The organism is Pseudarthrobacter sp. SL88, from assembly GCF_026672455.1.
Classification (GTDB): domain Bacteria; phylum Actinomycetota; class Actinomycetes; order Actinomycetales; family Micrococcaceae; genus Arthrobacter.
In genome coordinates this window covers 135,275-150,166 of the sequence record NZ_JAPPRD010000001.1, presented here as the reverse complement: position 1 = coordinate 150,166, position 14,892 = coordinate 135,275, and the positions used below count along the sequence as shown (strand labels likewise).

General features: G+C 67.5%; 12 protein-coding genes. 2 read left to right on the top strand and 10 right to left on the bottom strand.

Features of this window, described 5'->3' with window-relative positions:
* The first annotated feature begins 204 nt into the window (after positions 1 to 204).
* Complete coding sequence (gene treS, locus OVA06_RS00625) at positions 205 to 2,499, top strand: maltose alpha-D-glucosyltransferase (protein WP_268155545.1); 2,295 nt, start codon at positions 205 to 207, stop codon at positions 2,497 to 2,499.
* Here the strand turns inward: treS and OVA06_RS00620 are convergent.
* The 10 genes from OVA06_RS00620 to glyA form a co-directional block, all read right to left on the bottom strand.
* Positions 2,430 to 3,791, bottom strand: coding sequence for an MFS transporter (locus OVA06_RS00620; protein WP_268155543.1), 1,362 nt, complete (start codon positions 3,789 to 3,791; stop codon positions 2,430 to 2,432). The two genes, treS and OVA06_RS00620, sit on opposite strands and share 70 nt — an antisense overlap.
* Positions 3,792 to 3,836: 45 nt before the next feature.
* Positions 3,837 to 4,400 (bottom strand): TetR/AcrR family transcriptional regulator, encoded by a 564-nt coding sequence (locus OVA06_RS00615; protein WP_268155541.1) that lies wholly within the window; start codon positions 4,398 to 4,400, stop codon positions 3,837 to 3,839.
* Between the two features lie 10 nt (positions 4,401 to 4,410).
* Complete coding sequence (locus OVA06_RS00610) at positions 4,411 to 4,992, bottom strand: sugar O-acetyltransferase (protein WP_268155539.1); 582 nt, start codon at positions 4,990 to 4,992, stop codon at positions 4,411 to 4,413.
* Positions 4,993 to 5,160: 168 nt separating this feature from the next.
* Positions 5,161 to 6,057, bottom strand: a complete 897-nt coding sequence (gene purU / locus OVA06_RS00605; protein WP_056081264.1) for a formyltetrahydrofolate deformylase — start codon at positions 6,055 to 6,057, stop codon at positions 5,161 to 5,163.
* Positions 6,058 to 6,060: 3 nt separating this feature from the next.
* The gene (locus OVA06_RS00600) at positions 6,061 to 7,491 is read right to left on the bottom strand and encodes an L-serine ammonia-lyase (protein WP_268155536.1); all 1,431 of its coding nucleotides are present in this window, start codon (positions 7,489 to 7,491) and stop codon (positions 6,061 to 6,063) included.
* Positions 7,491 to 8,141, bottom strand: a complete 651-nt coding sequence (locus OVA06_RS00595; RefSeq protein ID WP_268155534.1) for a sarcosine oxidase subunit gamma — start codon at positions 8,139 to 8,141, stop codon at positions 7,491 to 7,493. Before OVA06_RS00595 ends, OVA06_RS00600 begins: the two co-directional genes overlap by 1 nt.
* Complete coding sequence (locus OVA06_RS00590) at positions 8,134 to 11,076, bottom strand: sarcosine oxidase subunit alpha family protein (protein ID WP_268155532.1); 2,943 nt, start codon at positions 11,074 to 11,076, stop codon at positions 8,134 to 8,136. The genes OVA06_RS00595 and OVA06_RS00590 overlap by 8 nt, the downstream gene beginning before the upstream one ends.
* The gene (locus OVA06_RS00585) at positions 11,073 to 11,480 is read right to left on the bottom strand and encodes a sarcosine oxidase subunit delta (RefSeq protein WP_091723585.1); all 408 of its coding nucleotides are present in this window, start codon (positions 11,478 to 11,480) and stop codon (positions 11,073 to 11,075) included. The genes OVA06_RS00590 and OVA06_RS00585 overlap by 4 nt, the downstream gene beginning before the upstream one ends.
* Positions 11,481 to 11,509: 29 nt before the next feature.
* The gene (locus OVA06_RS00580) at positions 11,510 to 12,730 is read right to left on the bottom strand and encodes a sarcosine oxidase subunit beta family protein (RefSeq protein WP_268155530.1); all 1,221 of its coding nucleotides are present in this window, start codon (positions 12,728 to 12,730) and stop codon (positions 11,510 to 11,512) included.
* Positions 12,727 to 14,076 carry a serine hydroxymethyltransferase gene (glyA, locus tag OVA06_RS00575; protein WP_268155529.1) on the bottom strand — a complete coding sequence of 450 codons (1,350 nt, stop codon included), beginning with the start codon at positions 14,074 to 14,076 and terminating at the stop codon, positions 12,727 to 12,729. The genes OVA06_RS00580 and glyA overlap by 4 nt, the downstream gene beginning before the upstream one ends.
* Before the next feature lie 124 nt (positions 14,077 to 14,200).
* On the opposite strand from glyA, the gene OVA06_RS00570 reads away from it, so the two are divergent.
* Positions 14,201 to 14,869: a GntR family transcriptional regulator gene (locus OVA06_RS00570; protein ID WP_442793501.1), complete on the top strand. Its 669-nt coding sequence runs from the start codon at positions 14,201 to 14,203 to the stop codon at positions 14,867 to 14,869.
* Positions 14,870 to 14,892 lie beyond the last annotated feature (23 nt).

Below are 14,892 nucleotides of genomic sequence, written 5' to 3'. Positions count from 1 at the left end.
TTCGCAGCGGGGATCAGGCGGCCGTTTGTCCGCCAGCGACCGGTTCTTGTCCGTGAGCGCAGCGGTGCGTATGACAGTCCTTTACTGCCGCACCGCCGCGGTTCCGCGAATAGCCCTTGCCCGCCGGGGTACGGTGAATTCGTGCGCAAGGTGTCCCGGGGCTTCGCCTCCGGGCCATGGAAGTAACCTTCGGAAAGAGGAACCATGAGCGAACCGACCACCAGCGAGGGGATTTTTGAAGCAGATGCCCTCGACGTCGAAGAAGGCCAGGAGACGGCCGCTGCCACCGAGCAGGCAGCCGACGCGGAGATCAGTTACGACGAACAGTTCTACCCGGCGCGCCCCAAGGCCCTGAGGCCCATCGCCCGGCGCCGCCAGTACCTTGCCACCCGGCCGTCCTTTGAGTTCGACGGACGCAACGCCGCCTATGTCGAATGGCTGCGGAACCAGGCGATGCTCGGGGACGCCAACACGCTCGCCCGGCAGCTCTCGGGCCAGGCCAGCATGTGGCAGAATTCCTACGCGCACCCCAACCCGCGGGCCGCCGTCGAACGCGCCCCCGTGTGGTTCACCGCCTATCCCCTGTCCTTCATCACCCAGCCCGGCCAGTCCTTCCTGTCCGCCCTGGGGGACGAGGGAATGTGGGAGGCGTTCCGGAACATCGGCATCCGCGCCATCCACACCGGCCCGGTCAAGCTGGCCGGCGGCATCAGCGGATGGATGCAGACCCCCAGCGTGGACGGCCACTTCGACCGGATCAGCATGGGCATCGATCCGGTGTTCGGCGACGAGGATGAATTCCGGCGGATGTGCGAGGTGGCCGCGGAGCACGGCGGCACCATCATCGACGACATCGTCCCGGGCCACACCGGGAAGGGCGCCGATTTCCGCCTCGCCGAAATGAACTTCCGGGACTACCCCGGCATCTACCACATGGTGGACATCCCCGAGGAGGACTGGCACCTGCTGCCGGACGTCCCCGAGGGCAAGGACTCGGTGAACCTCAGCCCGGACGCGGAACAGGCCCTGCAGAAGGCCGGCTACATCATCGGCCGCCTGCAGCGGGTGATCTTCTACGAACCCGGCGTGAAGGAAACCAACTGGAGTGCCACCCGGGCCATCGTGGACACCACCGGCAAGACCCGCCGCTGGGTCTACCTCCACTACTTCAAAGCCGGCCAGCCGTCCATCAACTGGCTGGACCCCACGTTCGCCGGCATGCGCCTGGTGGTGGGCGATGCGCTGCATTCGCTGGTGGACCTCGGCACCGGCGCCCTCCGGCTCGATGCCAACGGGTTCCTGGGCGTGGAGAAGAGCGCCGAGGAGGAGCCGGGCTGGTCTGAGGGGCACCCGCTGTCCGAGGCCGCCAACCAGCTCATCGGCTCCATGATCCGCAAGGTGGGCGGGTTCTCCTTCCAGGAACTGAACCTGACCATCGACGACATCAAGGCCACCTCCGAATCCGGCCCGGACCTTTCCTACGACTTCATCACCCGGCCCGCGTACCACTTCGCGCTGGTGACCGGGGATACGGAGTTCCTGCGGCTGACGCTCCGTCTGTCCAAGGAGATCGGGGTGGACCAGGCCTCCCTGGTCCATGCCCTGCAGAACCACGACGAGCTCACCTACGAACTCATGCACTTCGCCGCGGGCCACCGGGACGACGTCTTCGAGCTCGGCGGCCAGGAAATGACCGGGGCCCAGATCGCCGAGCACGTCCAGCAGACCATGCGGGAGCGGCTCACAGGCGAAAACGCCCCCTACAACTCCGTGTTCACCATGAACGGGATCGCCTGCACCACTGTCAGCTTCATCATGGCCACGCTGGGGATCCAGGATCCGGATGCGCTGACGCCGGAGCAGGAGGTGCAGGTTCTGGACGCCCACATCCTGCTGTCCATGTACAACGCGCTGCAGCCGGGCGTCTTCGCACTGTCCGGCTGGGATTTGACCGGGATTTCGGTGCTGGACCGCGGCACCGTTGGGGAGCTGATCGCGCAGGGCGACACCCGCTGGATCAACCGCGGCGCGCACGACATCATGGGCACCAGCCCGGACGCCACGGCCTCATCCTCCGGAATGCCCCGCGCCCGCAGCCTCTACGGGCCGCTCCCGGAACAGCTCGACAACGAAAACTCCTTTGCCCGCAGGCTCCAGCGGATCCTGGCGGTGCGGGAGGAGCACGGCATCGCCACCGGAACGCTCCTGGACGTGCCGGACGTTTCGCACCGCGGGCTGCTGGTCCTGGTGAACGGGCTGGCCGGCGGTGCCGTCGAAATCACCGTGCTCAACTTCTCCGGCCAGGACATCTCCGGCAGCGTCCGGTCCACCCACCTTCCGCCGGGTGCCAGCGTGCGCGACCTCTTCAGCGGCGAAACCGTGGGCCAGGTGGATGACCTGCACAGCTTCTTCATCGACCTGCCGGCGTATCAGGGCACCGCGCTGCTGCTCGAGGTTGAAGAAGCGGACGACGACGGGTCCCCGGCAACGGAGGCCTGATCCCCGGGGCGGGGCTGCTTTGGCAAGTGGAGCACGCCCCGCCGTGGCGGGAGCACCTGGGCGAGGAGGAGGACCAGGACCCCGGCGAGCGGCACCACCAAAAGGCCGGTGCGCACGCTGGTGGCGTCGGCAATGAGCCCCACGACGGGCGGTGAGCAGAGGAATCCCAGGCGCATCAGCCAGCTGACCAGCGTCAGTCCGGTGCCGTGCCGCAGCCCGGGCAGCTCATCTGCGGTATGCATGGCAGCCGGGACCAGGGTGGCCACACCCAGGCCTGCGGCGGCGAACCCGGCAATGGTTCCGGGGACTGTGGGCCAGGCCAGGGCACAGCCCATTCCTGCCAGGACGATCACGCCGCCGCAGCGGGCCACGGCACGCTGGCCGAAACGGTCCACCAGCCGGTCGCCCACCAGCCGGCCGACGAATTGTGCGCCGGTCAGCGAAACATAACCCAGCGCCGCGAGCGAGGCGGCAGCCCCGAGGGAACCGGACAGGTACACAGCGGCCCACGTGCTGCCCGCGTCCTCCACCAGGCTGCCCGAAACGGCAATCAGCACCAATGCCGCCAGGATTGCCCAGATCTTTAGCGGTGGCCGTCCCGTGGTTTTCGCCGTCCCTGTGGCCTGGGCTTCTTGCGCTGCGGCCGCGGGATCATGGCCCGGCAGGAGCAGCCTCGAGGCAGCAAGTGCCACCGCGGCGAAGACCAGGCAGGACAGGCCGAGGTGGAGCCCCCGGGACAACCCGGCCAGGATGGCACCCGCGCCCATGAGTCCGCCCAGGACGGCGCCGATGCTCCACACCGCGTGGAACGAGTTCAGGATGGACCGGCCGTACAGCCGCTGCACCCTGAGCCCGTGCGAATTCTGGGCCACGTCCGTGATGGCATCCGCCGCCCCCGCGGCAAAGAGCGCACAGGCCAGTAACGCCCAAGATGGTGCCACACCGGCCGCCAGCACACCGGCGCCGGTCAGCACCGTGCCGAGTACCGCCACGGCTGCGCTTCCGAAGCGCCGGATCAGCGCGGCGGCGCCCAGGCCCGCCACCAGGGCGCCCAGCGGAAAGGCGGCCACCGCCATACCGAACTGCGCATTGGAGAGGTGCAGTTCATCCATGATGGCCGGGTAGCGCGGCAGGAGGTTGGCGAACAGGGCGCCGTTGGTCAGGAACAGCAGTGCTACGCCGATGCGTGCCCGGCGGAGCCGTGCTTCCGGGAGTGCTGTGCTGCCGGGACGGGCATCTTTCCCGGAGGAAGCAGGGCCTTCGGAAGGAGGTGGGCTTTCGGAGGAAGCCATGGGGCGGCCTTTCTGGGGGCATTACGGCAGTGGTGTGCTGCTGCGTCAGTGGTGCGGCGCGGCGGGCGTGGTGATGCGGGCCACCGCCTCGGCCGTGGCAGTGCGATGGTGTTCCTCGATGTCCAGCGCGGCGTGGAGGGACAAGCCTTCAATCAGGGCGTCCAGCATCCGGCACGTGGCGGGGTCGAAGTGCCGGACCAGCGCGTCGCGGCTCTGCTTCATCCAGGCGTGGGTGATCTCCCGGTAGAGCGGTTCGCGGGCCGCCAGGGTGTACAGCTCCTGGGTGAGGACCAGTTCGCGGGCTGAGCCGGTGAGGTCCTCGTGGATCAGGTCAACCACGGCGGCGCGGGCCTCGTCGAAGGTGGTTGCCTGCGCCATGCGGGCTTCGAAGCGGACGGCGATGGTGGCGGCGAAGCGGGTGAAGGCTTCGCGCAGCACCTCTTCCATGCCGGTGAAGTGGTAGGTCATGGAGCCCAGCGGCACGTCTGCCCAGGCGGCGATTTTGCGGTGGGAGGCCCCGGCCACTCCGGCTTCGGCAATAACGTCCAGGGCTGCTGAGATGATGCGGTCGCGCCGTTCCGGGTCGAAACGGCGCTGGGTCACTGCCACCGGAATACCCTCACGGCAGGTCCTTGACTACCCGGGCAGGGTTTCCCACGGCCACCACGTTGGCGGGGATGTCCTTGGTGACCACGGCCCCTGCACCGATCACGGTGTTCTCCCCGATGGTCACGCCGGGCAGGACGATGGCACCGCCGCCCAGCCAGACGTTGTCCCCGATGGTGATGGGCTTGGCCGCTTCGAGCTTGTCCCGGCGCGGCTTGGCTTCGAGCGGGTGGGTGGGGGTCAGCAGCTGCACGTTGGGGCCGATCTGGCAGTCGCGTCCGATGGTGATTGCGGCGACGTCCAGTGCCGTCAGGTTGGAGTTGATGAAGGTGCCTTCACCCACGGTGATGTAGCTGCCGTAGTCCACGGTGATCGGCGGCCGGACATCCACGTTGTCCCCCACGGAACCCAACAGTTCCGCCAGCACGGGCCGCGCGGATTCCGGGTCTTCGATGTAGGCCGCCGTGTACCGGGCCTGCAGCTTCAGGGCACGGTGAAATGCCTTGGCGTTGTCCGGGTCATCGGCGATATAAAGGTCCCCGGCCAGCATCCGCTCGCGGTTGGTGCGCGGATCACCCGCGAAATAATCGGTCATGCGTACGATCGTACACAACGGCTGTGGTCGGTGCCAGAGCACGGCATAAAGCGCGGCCGGCCACCCGTCAGGGCAACCAGCCGCGCTTCAGCTGTAAAGATGTCCGCTCAGGCGCCGACCGGGACGCCTATGAGGCGGTTCCAGTCCCGGCAGCGGCGCAGGCCCGTGCTAGCGGAGCACCACGGTGCGGTTGCCCTGCAGGATGACCCGGCCTTCGCAGTGCCACTTCACTGCGTTGGAGAGGGCCTTGCATTCGGTGTCGCGGCCCGCGGCCACCAGGTCCTCGGGGCCGTAGGTGTGGTCCACGTCCACCACCTGCTGGGAGATGATGGGCCCCTCGTCCAGCTCTGCGTTGACGTAGTGCGCGGTGGCGCCAACGGTCTTGACGCCGCGTGCGTACGCCTGGTGGTAGGGCTTGGCGCCCTTGAAGCTGGGCAGGAACGAGTGGTGGATGTTGATGGCCCGGCCGTCCAGTTGCCGGGTCAGGTCGTCGCTGAGCACCTGCATGTAGCGGGCCAGCACCACCAGTTCGACGTCGAGCCCGTCCACCAGTTCCATCAGCTCGGCTTCCGCTGCGGGCTTGGTGGCGGCAGTGACCGGGATGTGGTGGAACGGGATGCCGTGCCACTCCACCAGGGCCTGGTGGTCCCGGTGGTTGGACACAACAGCCACCACGTCCACGGGCAGTTCGCCGATGCGGGCACGGAACAGCAGGTCGTTGAGGCAGTGCCCGAACTTGGACACCATGATCAGCACCTTGCGCTTGGAGCCCTGGCGTTCCAGCTGCCAGCGCATGCCGAATTTCTCCGCCACGGGGGCGAAGGAGTTCCGCAAAACGTCCAGCGTGGAATCGTCGCCTTCGGAGGCGAAGTGCACGCGCATGAAGAAGTGCCCTTCAGAGCGTTCACCGAACTGCTTGTTGTCGATGATGTCGCAGCCGTGATCCAGCAGGAAGCCGGACACGGCGTGGACAATGCCGGGCCCTTCCGGGCAGTCAAGGGTCAGGACGTGTTCCACGGTGGTGGGCGCCTTGGGCGCGGGCACGTGGGTTTCAGTAGCAGTCATGGTTCAGCACTCGATCACATTCACGGCGAGTCCTCCTCGGGAGGTTTCCTTGTACTTGGTTTTCATGTCGGCTCCGGTATCGCGCATGGTCTTGATCGCCTTGTCCAGCGAGACCTTATGGCTGCCGTCCCCATGCAGGGCCAGCCGGGCCGCGTTGATCGCCTTGACGCTGGCGATCGCGTTCCGTTCGATGCAGGGGATCTGCACCAGCCCGCCCACGGGGTCGCAAGTCAGGCCGAGGTTGTGTTCGATCCCCACCTCGGCGGCGTTCTCCACCTGCGCGGGTGTTCCGCCGAGCACCTCGCAGAGGCCGGCGGCGGCCATGGAGCAGGCCGACCCGACCTCACCCTGGCAGCCCACTTCAGCGCCGGAGATGGAGGCGTTCGTCTTGAACAGGATTCCGACGGCGGCCGCCGCCAGCAGGAAGCGGACCACACCGTCGTCGTCGTCGGCTCCCGGAACAAACTTCACGTAGTAGTGCAGCACGGCAGGCACGATGCCCGCTGCCCCGTTGGTGGGGGCGGTGACAATGCGCCCGCCGGCGGCGTTTTCCTCGTTCACGGCCAGCGCGAAGAGGTTCACCCATTCCATCGCCAGCAAGGGATCGGCCGGCGCCTGGACGGGCGACGGCGATGCTGCCGCTGCCTTGGCGGACGCTTCGGCCGAGGCGGCGGAGGCAGTCAGCGTGCGGAAGAGCGACGGCGCCCGCCGGGTGACCTTCAGTCCACCGGGAAGGATGCCTTCGGCGTTGCAGCCGTTCTCCACGCATTCCTTCATGACGTCCCAGAGCCCCAGCAGCTGCTCCCGGAGCTCGGCTTCGCTGCGCCAGGTCAGTTCGTTGGCGAGCATGACCTCGGAGATGGACATGCCTTCGCGGCTGCAGATTTCCAGGAGTTCGTCAGCCGTGGAGAACGGGTACGGCAGCACGGTGTCATCCGCCACCACCTTGTCCGCGCCCTCGGCGTCGCCGTCCACCACGAAGCCGCCGCCGATCGAGTAGTAGCTCCGTTCGCTCAGCACGGCACCGGTGTGGTCCAGCGCCCGGAACGTCATGCCGTTGGGGTGTGCGGGGAGGGACTTGCGCCGGTGGAGGACCACGTCCTCTTCCCAGTTGAAGTCCACCCGGTGCGTCCCGGCGATCTGCAGTTCTGCGTTGAGCGCCGCGGCAGCCACCTGGTCGTCGGCGGTAAAGGTGTTGACCGTCTCCGGTTCCAGGCCCTGCAGCCCCAGCACCACTGCCTTGTCCGAGCCGTGGCCGCGGCCGGTGGCGCCCAGGGAGCCGAACAGTTCGGACTGGACCCGGGTGGTGGAGGCCAGGTGGCCGTCGCCCTTCAGCCCGTCCGCGAAGAGCTTTGCCGCCCGCATCGGGCCCACCGTGTGTGACGACGAGGGCCCGATGCCGACAGAGAAGAGATCAAGGACGCTGAGCGCCATCAGGGGACCTCTGGCGAGGCGTACTCCCGCATGCCGTCCAGGAGCCAGCGGCCCAGGAACTCGGCGAACGAGGCCCGCGGGAAGACCCGGAAGGACTCGTCGCCGGTCTTCCACAGGAGGGCGGGGATGTTCCCGATTTCCGTGGAGTACGCGGTGCCGGCCTTGAAGACGCGGGGGTGCAGGTCCAGCGAGCAGCCTTTTTCCAGGACGGAGCGGGCCTGCGGGCCGGTCAGTTCGAAGGTGGTGCGGTTGGCCGAGAGGTCAACCACCTGGCCGGAGTCGCCGCCCAGGGCGTCCCGGAGCGACTGGATGAGGCCGCCGCCCAGGGACTCGTGGGCTTCGGTGGGCGCAACCACCAGGAACTCGGCCGGGCCCAACCACAGGACCGAAGTGTCGCCGCTGCCGGCCACCGCGCCGGACCCGGCGGGCAGGCCGCCGGTCACCGCGGCGATGCGCTGCGCAGCGTCGGAGCCTGCGGCCGTCCGGATCCCCACCATGGTGAGGAAGGGCAGCTCGGAGATTTCAACGGTTCCGGCCAGCGAGCCGGCCGCGAACGCGTCCCGGAGCGCTCCGGCCGGGCTGGTGCGGACCGCGAGGTCCTGGTCCGCCGGAGTCTTTGCGGGGGTGGGGGAAGCTGCTGTCTCAGCCATCTTTGCGGGTCCCTTCGGAGTCAAAAAGCACTGTCTCTGCAACAACCACGTCCACCAGCTGGTCGCCGGCGGCGGCAATCAGCGTTTCGCCGATGCGGTTGCGTCCGTTCTTGATCAGGGCCAGGCCGAATGAACGGCCCAGCGCTGCGCTGTGGTAGCTGGAGGTGACGAACCCTTCCATCGGCACGGGGCCGTAGGCGGGGTTGGTGGAGCGTCCCTTTTCCACCAGCTGGGTGCCTTCCGGCAGCCGCAGCGTGCGGTCCACGGGGAGGACGCTGACCAGGTGCTTGCGGTCTTCACGCTGGGCGTCCACGCGGGAGTAGGAACGCTTGCCGATGAACTCCTTGGCCTTTGAGACGATCCACTCCATGCCGGCATCCTGCGGGGTGACGGTGCCGTCGGTGTCCTGCCCGACAATCGGGTAGCCCTTCTCGGCGCGCAGCACGTGCATGGTTTCGGTGCCGTACGGGGTGATGTTGAATTCGGCGCCGGCAGCGGCCACGGACTCCCAGGTGTTCAGGCCGTACCAGGCCGGAACGTTGATCTCGTAGGCCAGTTCGCCGGAGAACGAAATCCGGCAGACCCGGGCCCGGACGCCGGAGGCGAGGGTGGTTTCACGGAAGGTCATGAACGGGAAGTTCCCGGCGTCGAGTCCGCCGTTGGCGGCCAGTTCAGGGGCCACCTTGGCGATCACTTCGCGGGACTTGGGCCCCACGACGGCGATGGTGTTCCACTGCTCCGTCACAGAGGTGCACTGGACGTCCAGCTCGGGCCATTCGGTCTGCAGCCATTCCTCCAGGTGGTCCAGCACCTTCGCGGCGCCGCCGGTGGTGGTGGTCATGAAGAAGGTGTCTTCATCCAGCCGGAGGGTCACGCCGTCGTCGAAGATCATGCCGTCAGCCAGGCACATGACGCCGTAGCGTGCCGAGCCCGGGGCGAGCTTCTTGAAGGCGTTGGTGTAGACACGGTTCAGGAACTCGCCCGCGTCCTTGCCGCGGATTTCGATCTTGCCCAGGGTGGTGGCGTCCATGAACCCCACGGAGTCACGGACGGCGGCGCATTCGCGCAGCACTGCGGCGTCCATGTCTTCCCCGCCCTGCGGGTAGTACCAGGGCCGCTTCCACTGCCCGACGTCCTCGAACAAGGCGCCCTTGGCTACGTGCCACGGCTGGATCGAGGTGATGCGGGCGGGGTCGAAAAGCTCACCGCGCTGGCGGCCGGCCAGGGCGGCGAAGGCCACAGGGGTGAACGGTGCGCGGTAGGTGGTGGTGCCGATGTCGCCGATTCCGCGGGAAGCCTCGCCCGCCGTGCGCAGTGCCGCCGCGATCACGCCGATGGCGTTCACGCCGGAGGTCTTGCCCTGGTCGTTGGCGGTGCTGATGGAGGTGTACCGCTTGATGTGCTCCACGGAACGCATGCCGGCCCCGGTGGAGCGGAGGACATCAGCCACGGACTGGTCGCGCTGGAAGTCCACGAAGTGGTGGTGCCAGTCATCCGGGGTGCCGTTCTCCCCCGGTACCAGCCAGAGCTGGCGGGTGGGGGCGGCGGCCTTCGGCTCGGAGAGGACGGAAGGCTGGACGGCGGATTCGAAGCCCGCTGCGGTAGCCGCCTTCGCGCCGGCAGAGATGCCTTCCGCGAGGCAGTCTGCGGTGGCGAACGAGCCGCGGCCGGAGCCGATGGTCTGCTGGTTGGGAACTTCGGTGCTGGGCACGAAGGCCGCCAGCTCGTCGTCCCAGCGCAGCTTGCCCTGGCGCTGCGAATGCAGGTGGACCAGCGGGCTCCAGCCGCCGGACACTGCCAGCAGGTCTGCTGCGATCTGCTCGACGCCGGAGGTGAGTTCGCCGTCGTCGTTGATGCTGCGGACGGTGACGCCGTCCAGCCGGCCCGCGGAATCAGCGGAGGTGTTGGCCACCGCGCTGCCGATCAGCACCCGGATGCCGGATTCGACGGCGGCAGTTGCCGCGGCGGAGAGCTTGGGACGGGCGTCCACCACGGCTGCCACCTTGATGCCAGCGGCGGCGAGGTCGGCGGCGGTGGCGTAGGCGCTGTCGTTGGTGGTGCCGATGACCACGCGGCTGCCGGCGGCCACTGCGTACCGGTTCAGGTAGGTGCGCACGGCCGAGGCGAGCATGACGCCCGGGCGGTCGTTGTTCTCGAAGACCAGGGGGCGCTCATGGGCACCGGGGGCCAGGACCACCTGGTTGGCACGGATGTGCCAAATCCGCTGGCGGGAGACGCCGGGTGCTGCCGGGCTGGTGAGGTGGTCGGTGCGGTTCTGGACGGCGATGACGTAGTTGGCGTCGTAGGCGCCGAAGGCGGTGGTGCGGTTCAGGACCGTGGATTCCGCGCCGGACACCAGTTCAGCTTCAACGTCGGCAACCCATTCCAGGGCGGGCTTGCCCTCGATGGTTTCGGCCAGGCCCTCGGCCGTGGAGCCGGAGAGCAGGGATCCGCCGAGTTCGGGCTGGTCGTCCAGCAGCACGACGCGGGCACCGGTGCGGACGGCTTCGCGGGCAGCAGCGAGGCCGGCGGGGCCGCCGCCGATCACCAGGACGTCGGTGTGGACGTACTTCTTGTCGTATTCGGCGCGGTCCTCGGCCGGATCCAGCTTGCCCAGGCCGTTGAGCTGGAGGGCCTGGAGCCCGTCAACGAGGGAAACGGTAGTGGCAGGGAGCATGGATTCGGCCACGTGGCCGGGGAAGCGGGCTTCCACACGGACCAGGGCGTTGGCTTCTTCCACACCGGCGGACATGATGCCGCGGTGGCGGTCCTCGTAAAGCGAGTTGCCGGCCGCGATGCGGCCGTTGGCGAGCAGTGCGGAGGCCAGGGTGTCGCCGGGGTGGCCGGTAAACTCCTCGCCGTCCACGGTGAAGCGCCAGGAGATGGTGCGGTCGATGCGGCCGCCGGTGGCCAGGCGGGCGTTCTGGGAGGTCACTTGGTGGCTCCTTCCGGGGCTGCAGTGGTGGAGGAAAGGCTGGTGCCTGAGGTGCTGGGTGCGGCGGTCCCGGTGGTGGTGCTGTCCGCGGCAAGGCTGGCGGTACCGGACTCGGCGCCGGTGGTGCCGGCCCGGTCAGGCCGCTGCGCTCCCATCGGGTAGATCGCCTGGATGTCGTAGCTCACGGTGTCGCGGAGCATGTTGAACCACTGGCGGCAGCCGGTGCTGTGGACCCAGCGTTCGGCGAAGGTGCCCTTGGTGTTGCTGCGGTAGAAGAGGTAGCGGGACCACTCCGTATCGCTGAGCTCGTTGGGGTTCTCCGGGTAGGCGACGTGGGCCTGTCCCCCGTAGTGGAATTCGGTTTCGTCCCGCGGGCCGCAGTTGGGGCATGGGATCAGCAGCATGTGCGTTAGTCCTTATCTCGTGGCAGCGGCTAGTGGGCCACGGCGGCGGCGCCGTGTTCGTCGATGAGCGCGCCGGTTTCGAAGCGTTCCAGGGAGAACGGCGCGTTCAGCTTGTGCGGGGCGCCGGTGGCGATGGTGTGCGCGAAAGTCATGCCTGCCGCGGGTGTGCCCTTGAAGCCGCCGGTTCCCCAGCCGCAGTTCACGAACATGTTCTCCACCGGGGTGGTGCCGACAATCGGCGAGGCGTCCAGGGTGGTGTCCACGATCCCGCCCCACGTCCGGAGCACATGCGCCCGGGCAAAGATGGGGAAGAGCTCGACGGCGGCCGCCATCTGCTGCTCGATCACGTGGAAGGAGCCGCGCTGGCCGTAGCCGTTGTACGAGTCCACGCCGGCCCCCATGACCAGTTCGCCCTTGTGCGCCTGCGAAACGTAGACGTGGACGTGGTTGGACATGACCACCGTGGGGTGGACGGGTTCATGCAGTTCGGAAACCAGTGCCTGCAGCGGGTGGGACTGGATGGGGAGCTCGAAGCCCGCCATCTCGGCCAGGACCGAGCTGTGGCCGGCGGCGCAGAGGCCAACCTTTTCGGTGTTGATGGTGCCTCGGCTGGTCTTGACGCCCACTACGCGGTCGCCGTCCTTGAGGAAGCCGGTGACTTCGCAGTTCTGGATGATGTCCACGCCCATCTCGTCGCACTTGCGGGCGAAGGCCCAGGCAACGTGGTCGTGCTTGGCGATGCCGGCACGGGGCTGGTAGGTGGCGCCCATGACCGGGTAGCGGATGTTATCGCTGATGTTCAGAATGGGGCAGAGTTCCTTGACCTGCTGCGGGTCCAGCCATTCAGCGTCAACGCCGTTGAGCTTGTTGGCACCCACGCGGCGCATGCTTTCGCGAACATCGCCCAGGGTGTGGGCCAGGTTCATCACGCCCCGCTGGCTGAACAGGAAGTCGTACTCGAGTTCCTCGGGCAAAATCTCCCAGAGCTTGAGGGCGTGCTCGTAGATGGCGGCGCTCTCGTCCCAGAGGTAGTTGGAACGGATGATGGTGGTGTTGCGGGCCATATTGCCGCCTGCCAGCCAGCCCTTTTCCAGGACCGCGATGTTGGTCATTCCGTGGTTCTTGGCCAGGAAGTATGCGGTGGCCAGGCCGTGCCCGCCGCCGCCGACGATCACTGCGTCGTAGGAGGACTTGGGTTCCGGGTTGCGCCAGAGGAATTCCGGGTGTTCGGGGAGGTGGGGGGCGCTCACTGGGTTGCTCCAATCAGGTCTGCTTCTGCACCGGCCAGGCTGGCGTCGCTGCTGTTGTCGGAAAGATGCGGGTAAAGGGGGAACTGCCCGGCGAGCGCCGTGACGCGTGCGCGGAGTTCGACGGCGGTGTCCCCGGGCAGGGTGCCCGTGGACGCGGAGGCGATAAGCGCCGTCGCGATGATGTCCGCAACCTCGGCGAACTCGGCTGCGCCGAAGCCGCGGGCGGCCAGTGCGGGGGTGCCGATGCGGAGTCCTGAGGAGACCATCGGGGGACGGGGATCGAACGGGACGGCGTTGCGGTTGACCGTGATGCCGATGTGGTGGAGGGCGTCTTCGCCCTGCTGGCCGTCGAGTTCGGAGTGCCGGAGGTCAACGAGGACCAGGTGCACATCGGTGCCGCCGTTGACCACGGAGATTCCGGCTTCCTGGACGTCCGGCTGCAGGAGGCGTTCGGCCAGCAGCTGCGCACCCTGCAGGACGCGCTCCTGGCGCTCCTTGAATTCCGGGGTGGCGGCGAGCTTGAAGGCCACGGCCTTGGCAGCGACAACGTGCTCCAGCGGTCCGCCCTGCTGGCCGGGGAACACGGCGGAGTTGATCTTCTTGGCGTACTCCTCCTTGGCGAGGATGACGCCGCCGCGGGGGCCGCCGAGGGTCTTGTGCGTGGTGGTGGTGACCACGTCCGCGTAGGGGACGGGGTTCGGGTGCAGTCCGGCGGCCACGAGGCCTGCGAAGTGTGCCATGTCCACCATCAGGTAGGCGCCCACGAGGTCGGCGATCCGGCGGAACTCGGCGAAGTCGAGCTGCCGGGAGTAAGCGGACCAGCCGGCAACGATCAGCTTGGGCTTGTGTTCCAGGGCCAGGGCTTCCACCTCGGCCATGTCCACCCGGAGGTCGTCCTCGCGGACGTGGTACGGGACCACGTTGTAGAGCTTGCCGGAGAAGTTGATCTTCATGCCGTGGGTGAGGTGTCCGCCGTGGGCAAGCGAGAGGCCCAAGATGGTGTCGCCCGGGTTCAGCAGGGCGAACATGGCTGCGGCGTTGGCCTGCGCGCCGGAGTGCGGCTGGACGTTGGCGAATTCAGCACCGAACAGGGCCTTGACCCGGTCGATGGCCAGCTGTTCGATCACATCAACGTGCTCGCAGCCGCCGTAGTAGCGCTTGCCGGGGTAGCCCTCGGCGTACTTGTTGGTGAGGACCGAGCCCTGCGCTTCCATCACAGCCGACGGAGCGAAGTTCTCCGAGGCGATCATTTCCAGGGTGGACTGCTGGCGGTGCAGTTCCCGTGCAACGGCGGCGGCGACGTCGGCGTCCACCGTTGCGAGCGAGGCGTTGAGTGCGTCCTGCATGTTTCTCCTTCTAAACCTGAAAGTCCTGATCCGTAACTGATCTGTAACTGATATATTAGAACTAACGTAATAGTATGTTCCAGATCACGTAGCAGTCAATAGTCACCATGGAAGAGAGCTCAACATGGGCGTAATGCTGGAGAACTCCATCGCCGGCGATGAAGACCTCTCACTCGCCGAGCGGGCATACCGGCATCTGCGGGACCGCCTGATCATGCTGGAAATCCGCCCCGGCGAAGCCATCAACGACGGCAAGCTCGCGGCCGAGCTCGGCATCGGGCGCACGCCCGTGCGGGAAGCCCTCAAACGCCTGGAAAGCGACCACCTGGTAGTTTCCTACCCCCGCCGCGGAACGTTCGCCACCATCGTCGACATCACCGAACTCGCGGATGTCTCCGAACTGCGTGAATCGCTGGAGCCCCTGGCGGCCAAGCGGGCAGCCAAGCTGGCCACGCCTGCACTCCGGGCGGAGATCCGGGAAACCGCCGCCGCAATTGCCGGCATGGACGGCGACGATGACCCCTACGACCTGATGCGCTATGACATCAAGGTCCACCGGCTGATCTACCGGGCAGCGGCAAACGCGCACCTGGAAGACGTCCTGATCCGCTACGACAACCTGGCCACCCGCATCTGGTGCATGGTGCTGGAGAAGGTCCCGTCCGTGTCGTCGCACATTGCTGAGCACGTTGAGCTGCTCGAAGCAGTGGCCGACGGCGATTCCGAGCGGGCGGGCAAGCTCGCCCTGGAGCACGTCACCAGCTTCGAGCAGGCCATCCGCAACGTGCTGTAGGCGTGGACGCCGGGCCCCTGCCC

What these genes read in the sequence shown, in the direction of transcription:
- treS (WP_268155545.1), top strand. Translation starts at nt 205, where the DNA reads ATGAGCGAACCGACCACCAGCGAGGGGATTTTTGAAGCAGATGCCCTC.
- OVA06_RS00620 (WP_268155543.1), bottom strand. Translation starts at nt 3,791, where the DNA reads ATGGCTTCCTCCGAAAGCCCACCTCCTTCCGAAGGCCCTGCTTCCTCC.
- OVA06_RS00610 (WP_268155539.1), bottom strand. Translation starts at nt 4,992, where the DNA reads ATGACCGATTATTTCGCGGGTGATCCGCGCACCAACCGCGAGCGGATG.
- purU (WP_056081264.1), bottom strand. Translation starts at nt 6,057, where the DNA reads ATGACTGCTACTGAAACCCACGTGCCCGCGCCCAAGGCGCCCACCACC.
- OVA06_RS00600 (WP_268155536.1), bottom strand. Translation starts at nt 7,491, where the DNA reads ATGGCGCTCAGCGTCCTTGATCTCTTCTCTGTCGGCATCGGGCCCTCG.
- OVA06_RS00595 (WP_268155534.1), bottom strand. Translation starts at nt 8,141, where the DNA reads ATGGCTGAGACAGCAGCTTCCCCCACCCCCGCAAAGACTCCGGCGGAC.
- OVA06_RS00585 (WP_091723585.1), bottom strand. Translation starts at nt 11,480, where the DNA reads ATGCTGCTGATCCCATGCCCCAACTGCGGCCCGCGGGACGAAACCGAA.
- glyA (WP_268155529.1), bottom strand. Translation starts at nt 14,076, where the DNA reads ATGCAGGACGCACTCAACGCCTCGCTCGCAACGGTGGACGCCGACGTC.
- OVA06_RS00570 (WP_442793501.1), top strand. Translation starts at nt 14,201, where the DNA reads ATGGGCGTAATGCTGGAGAACTCCATCGCCGGCGATGAAGACCTCTCA.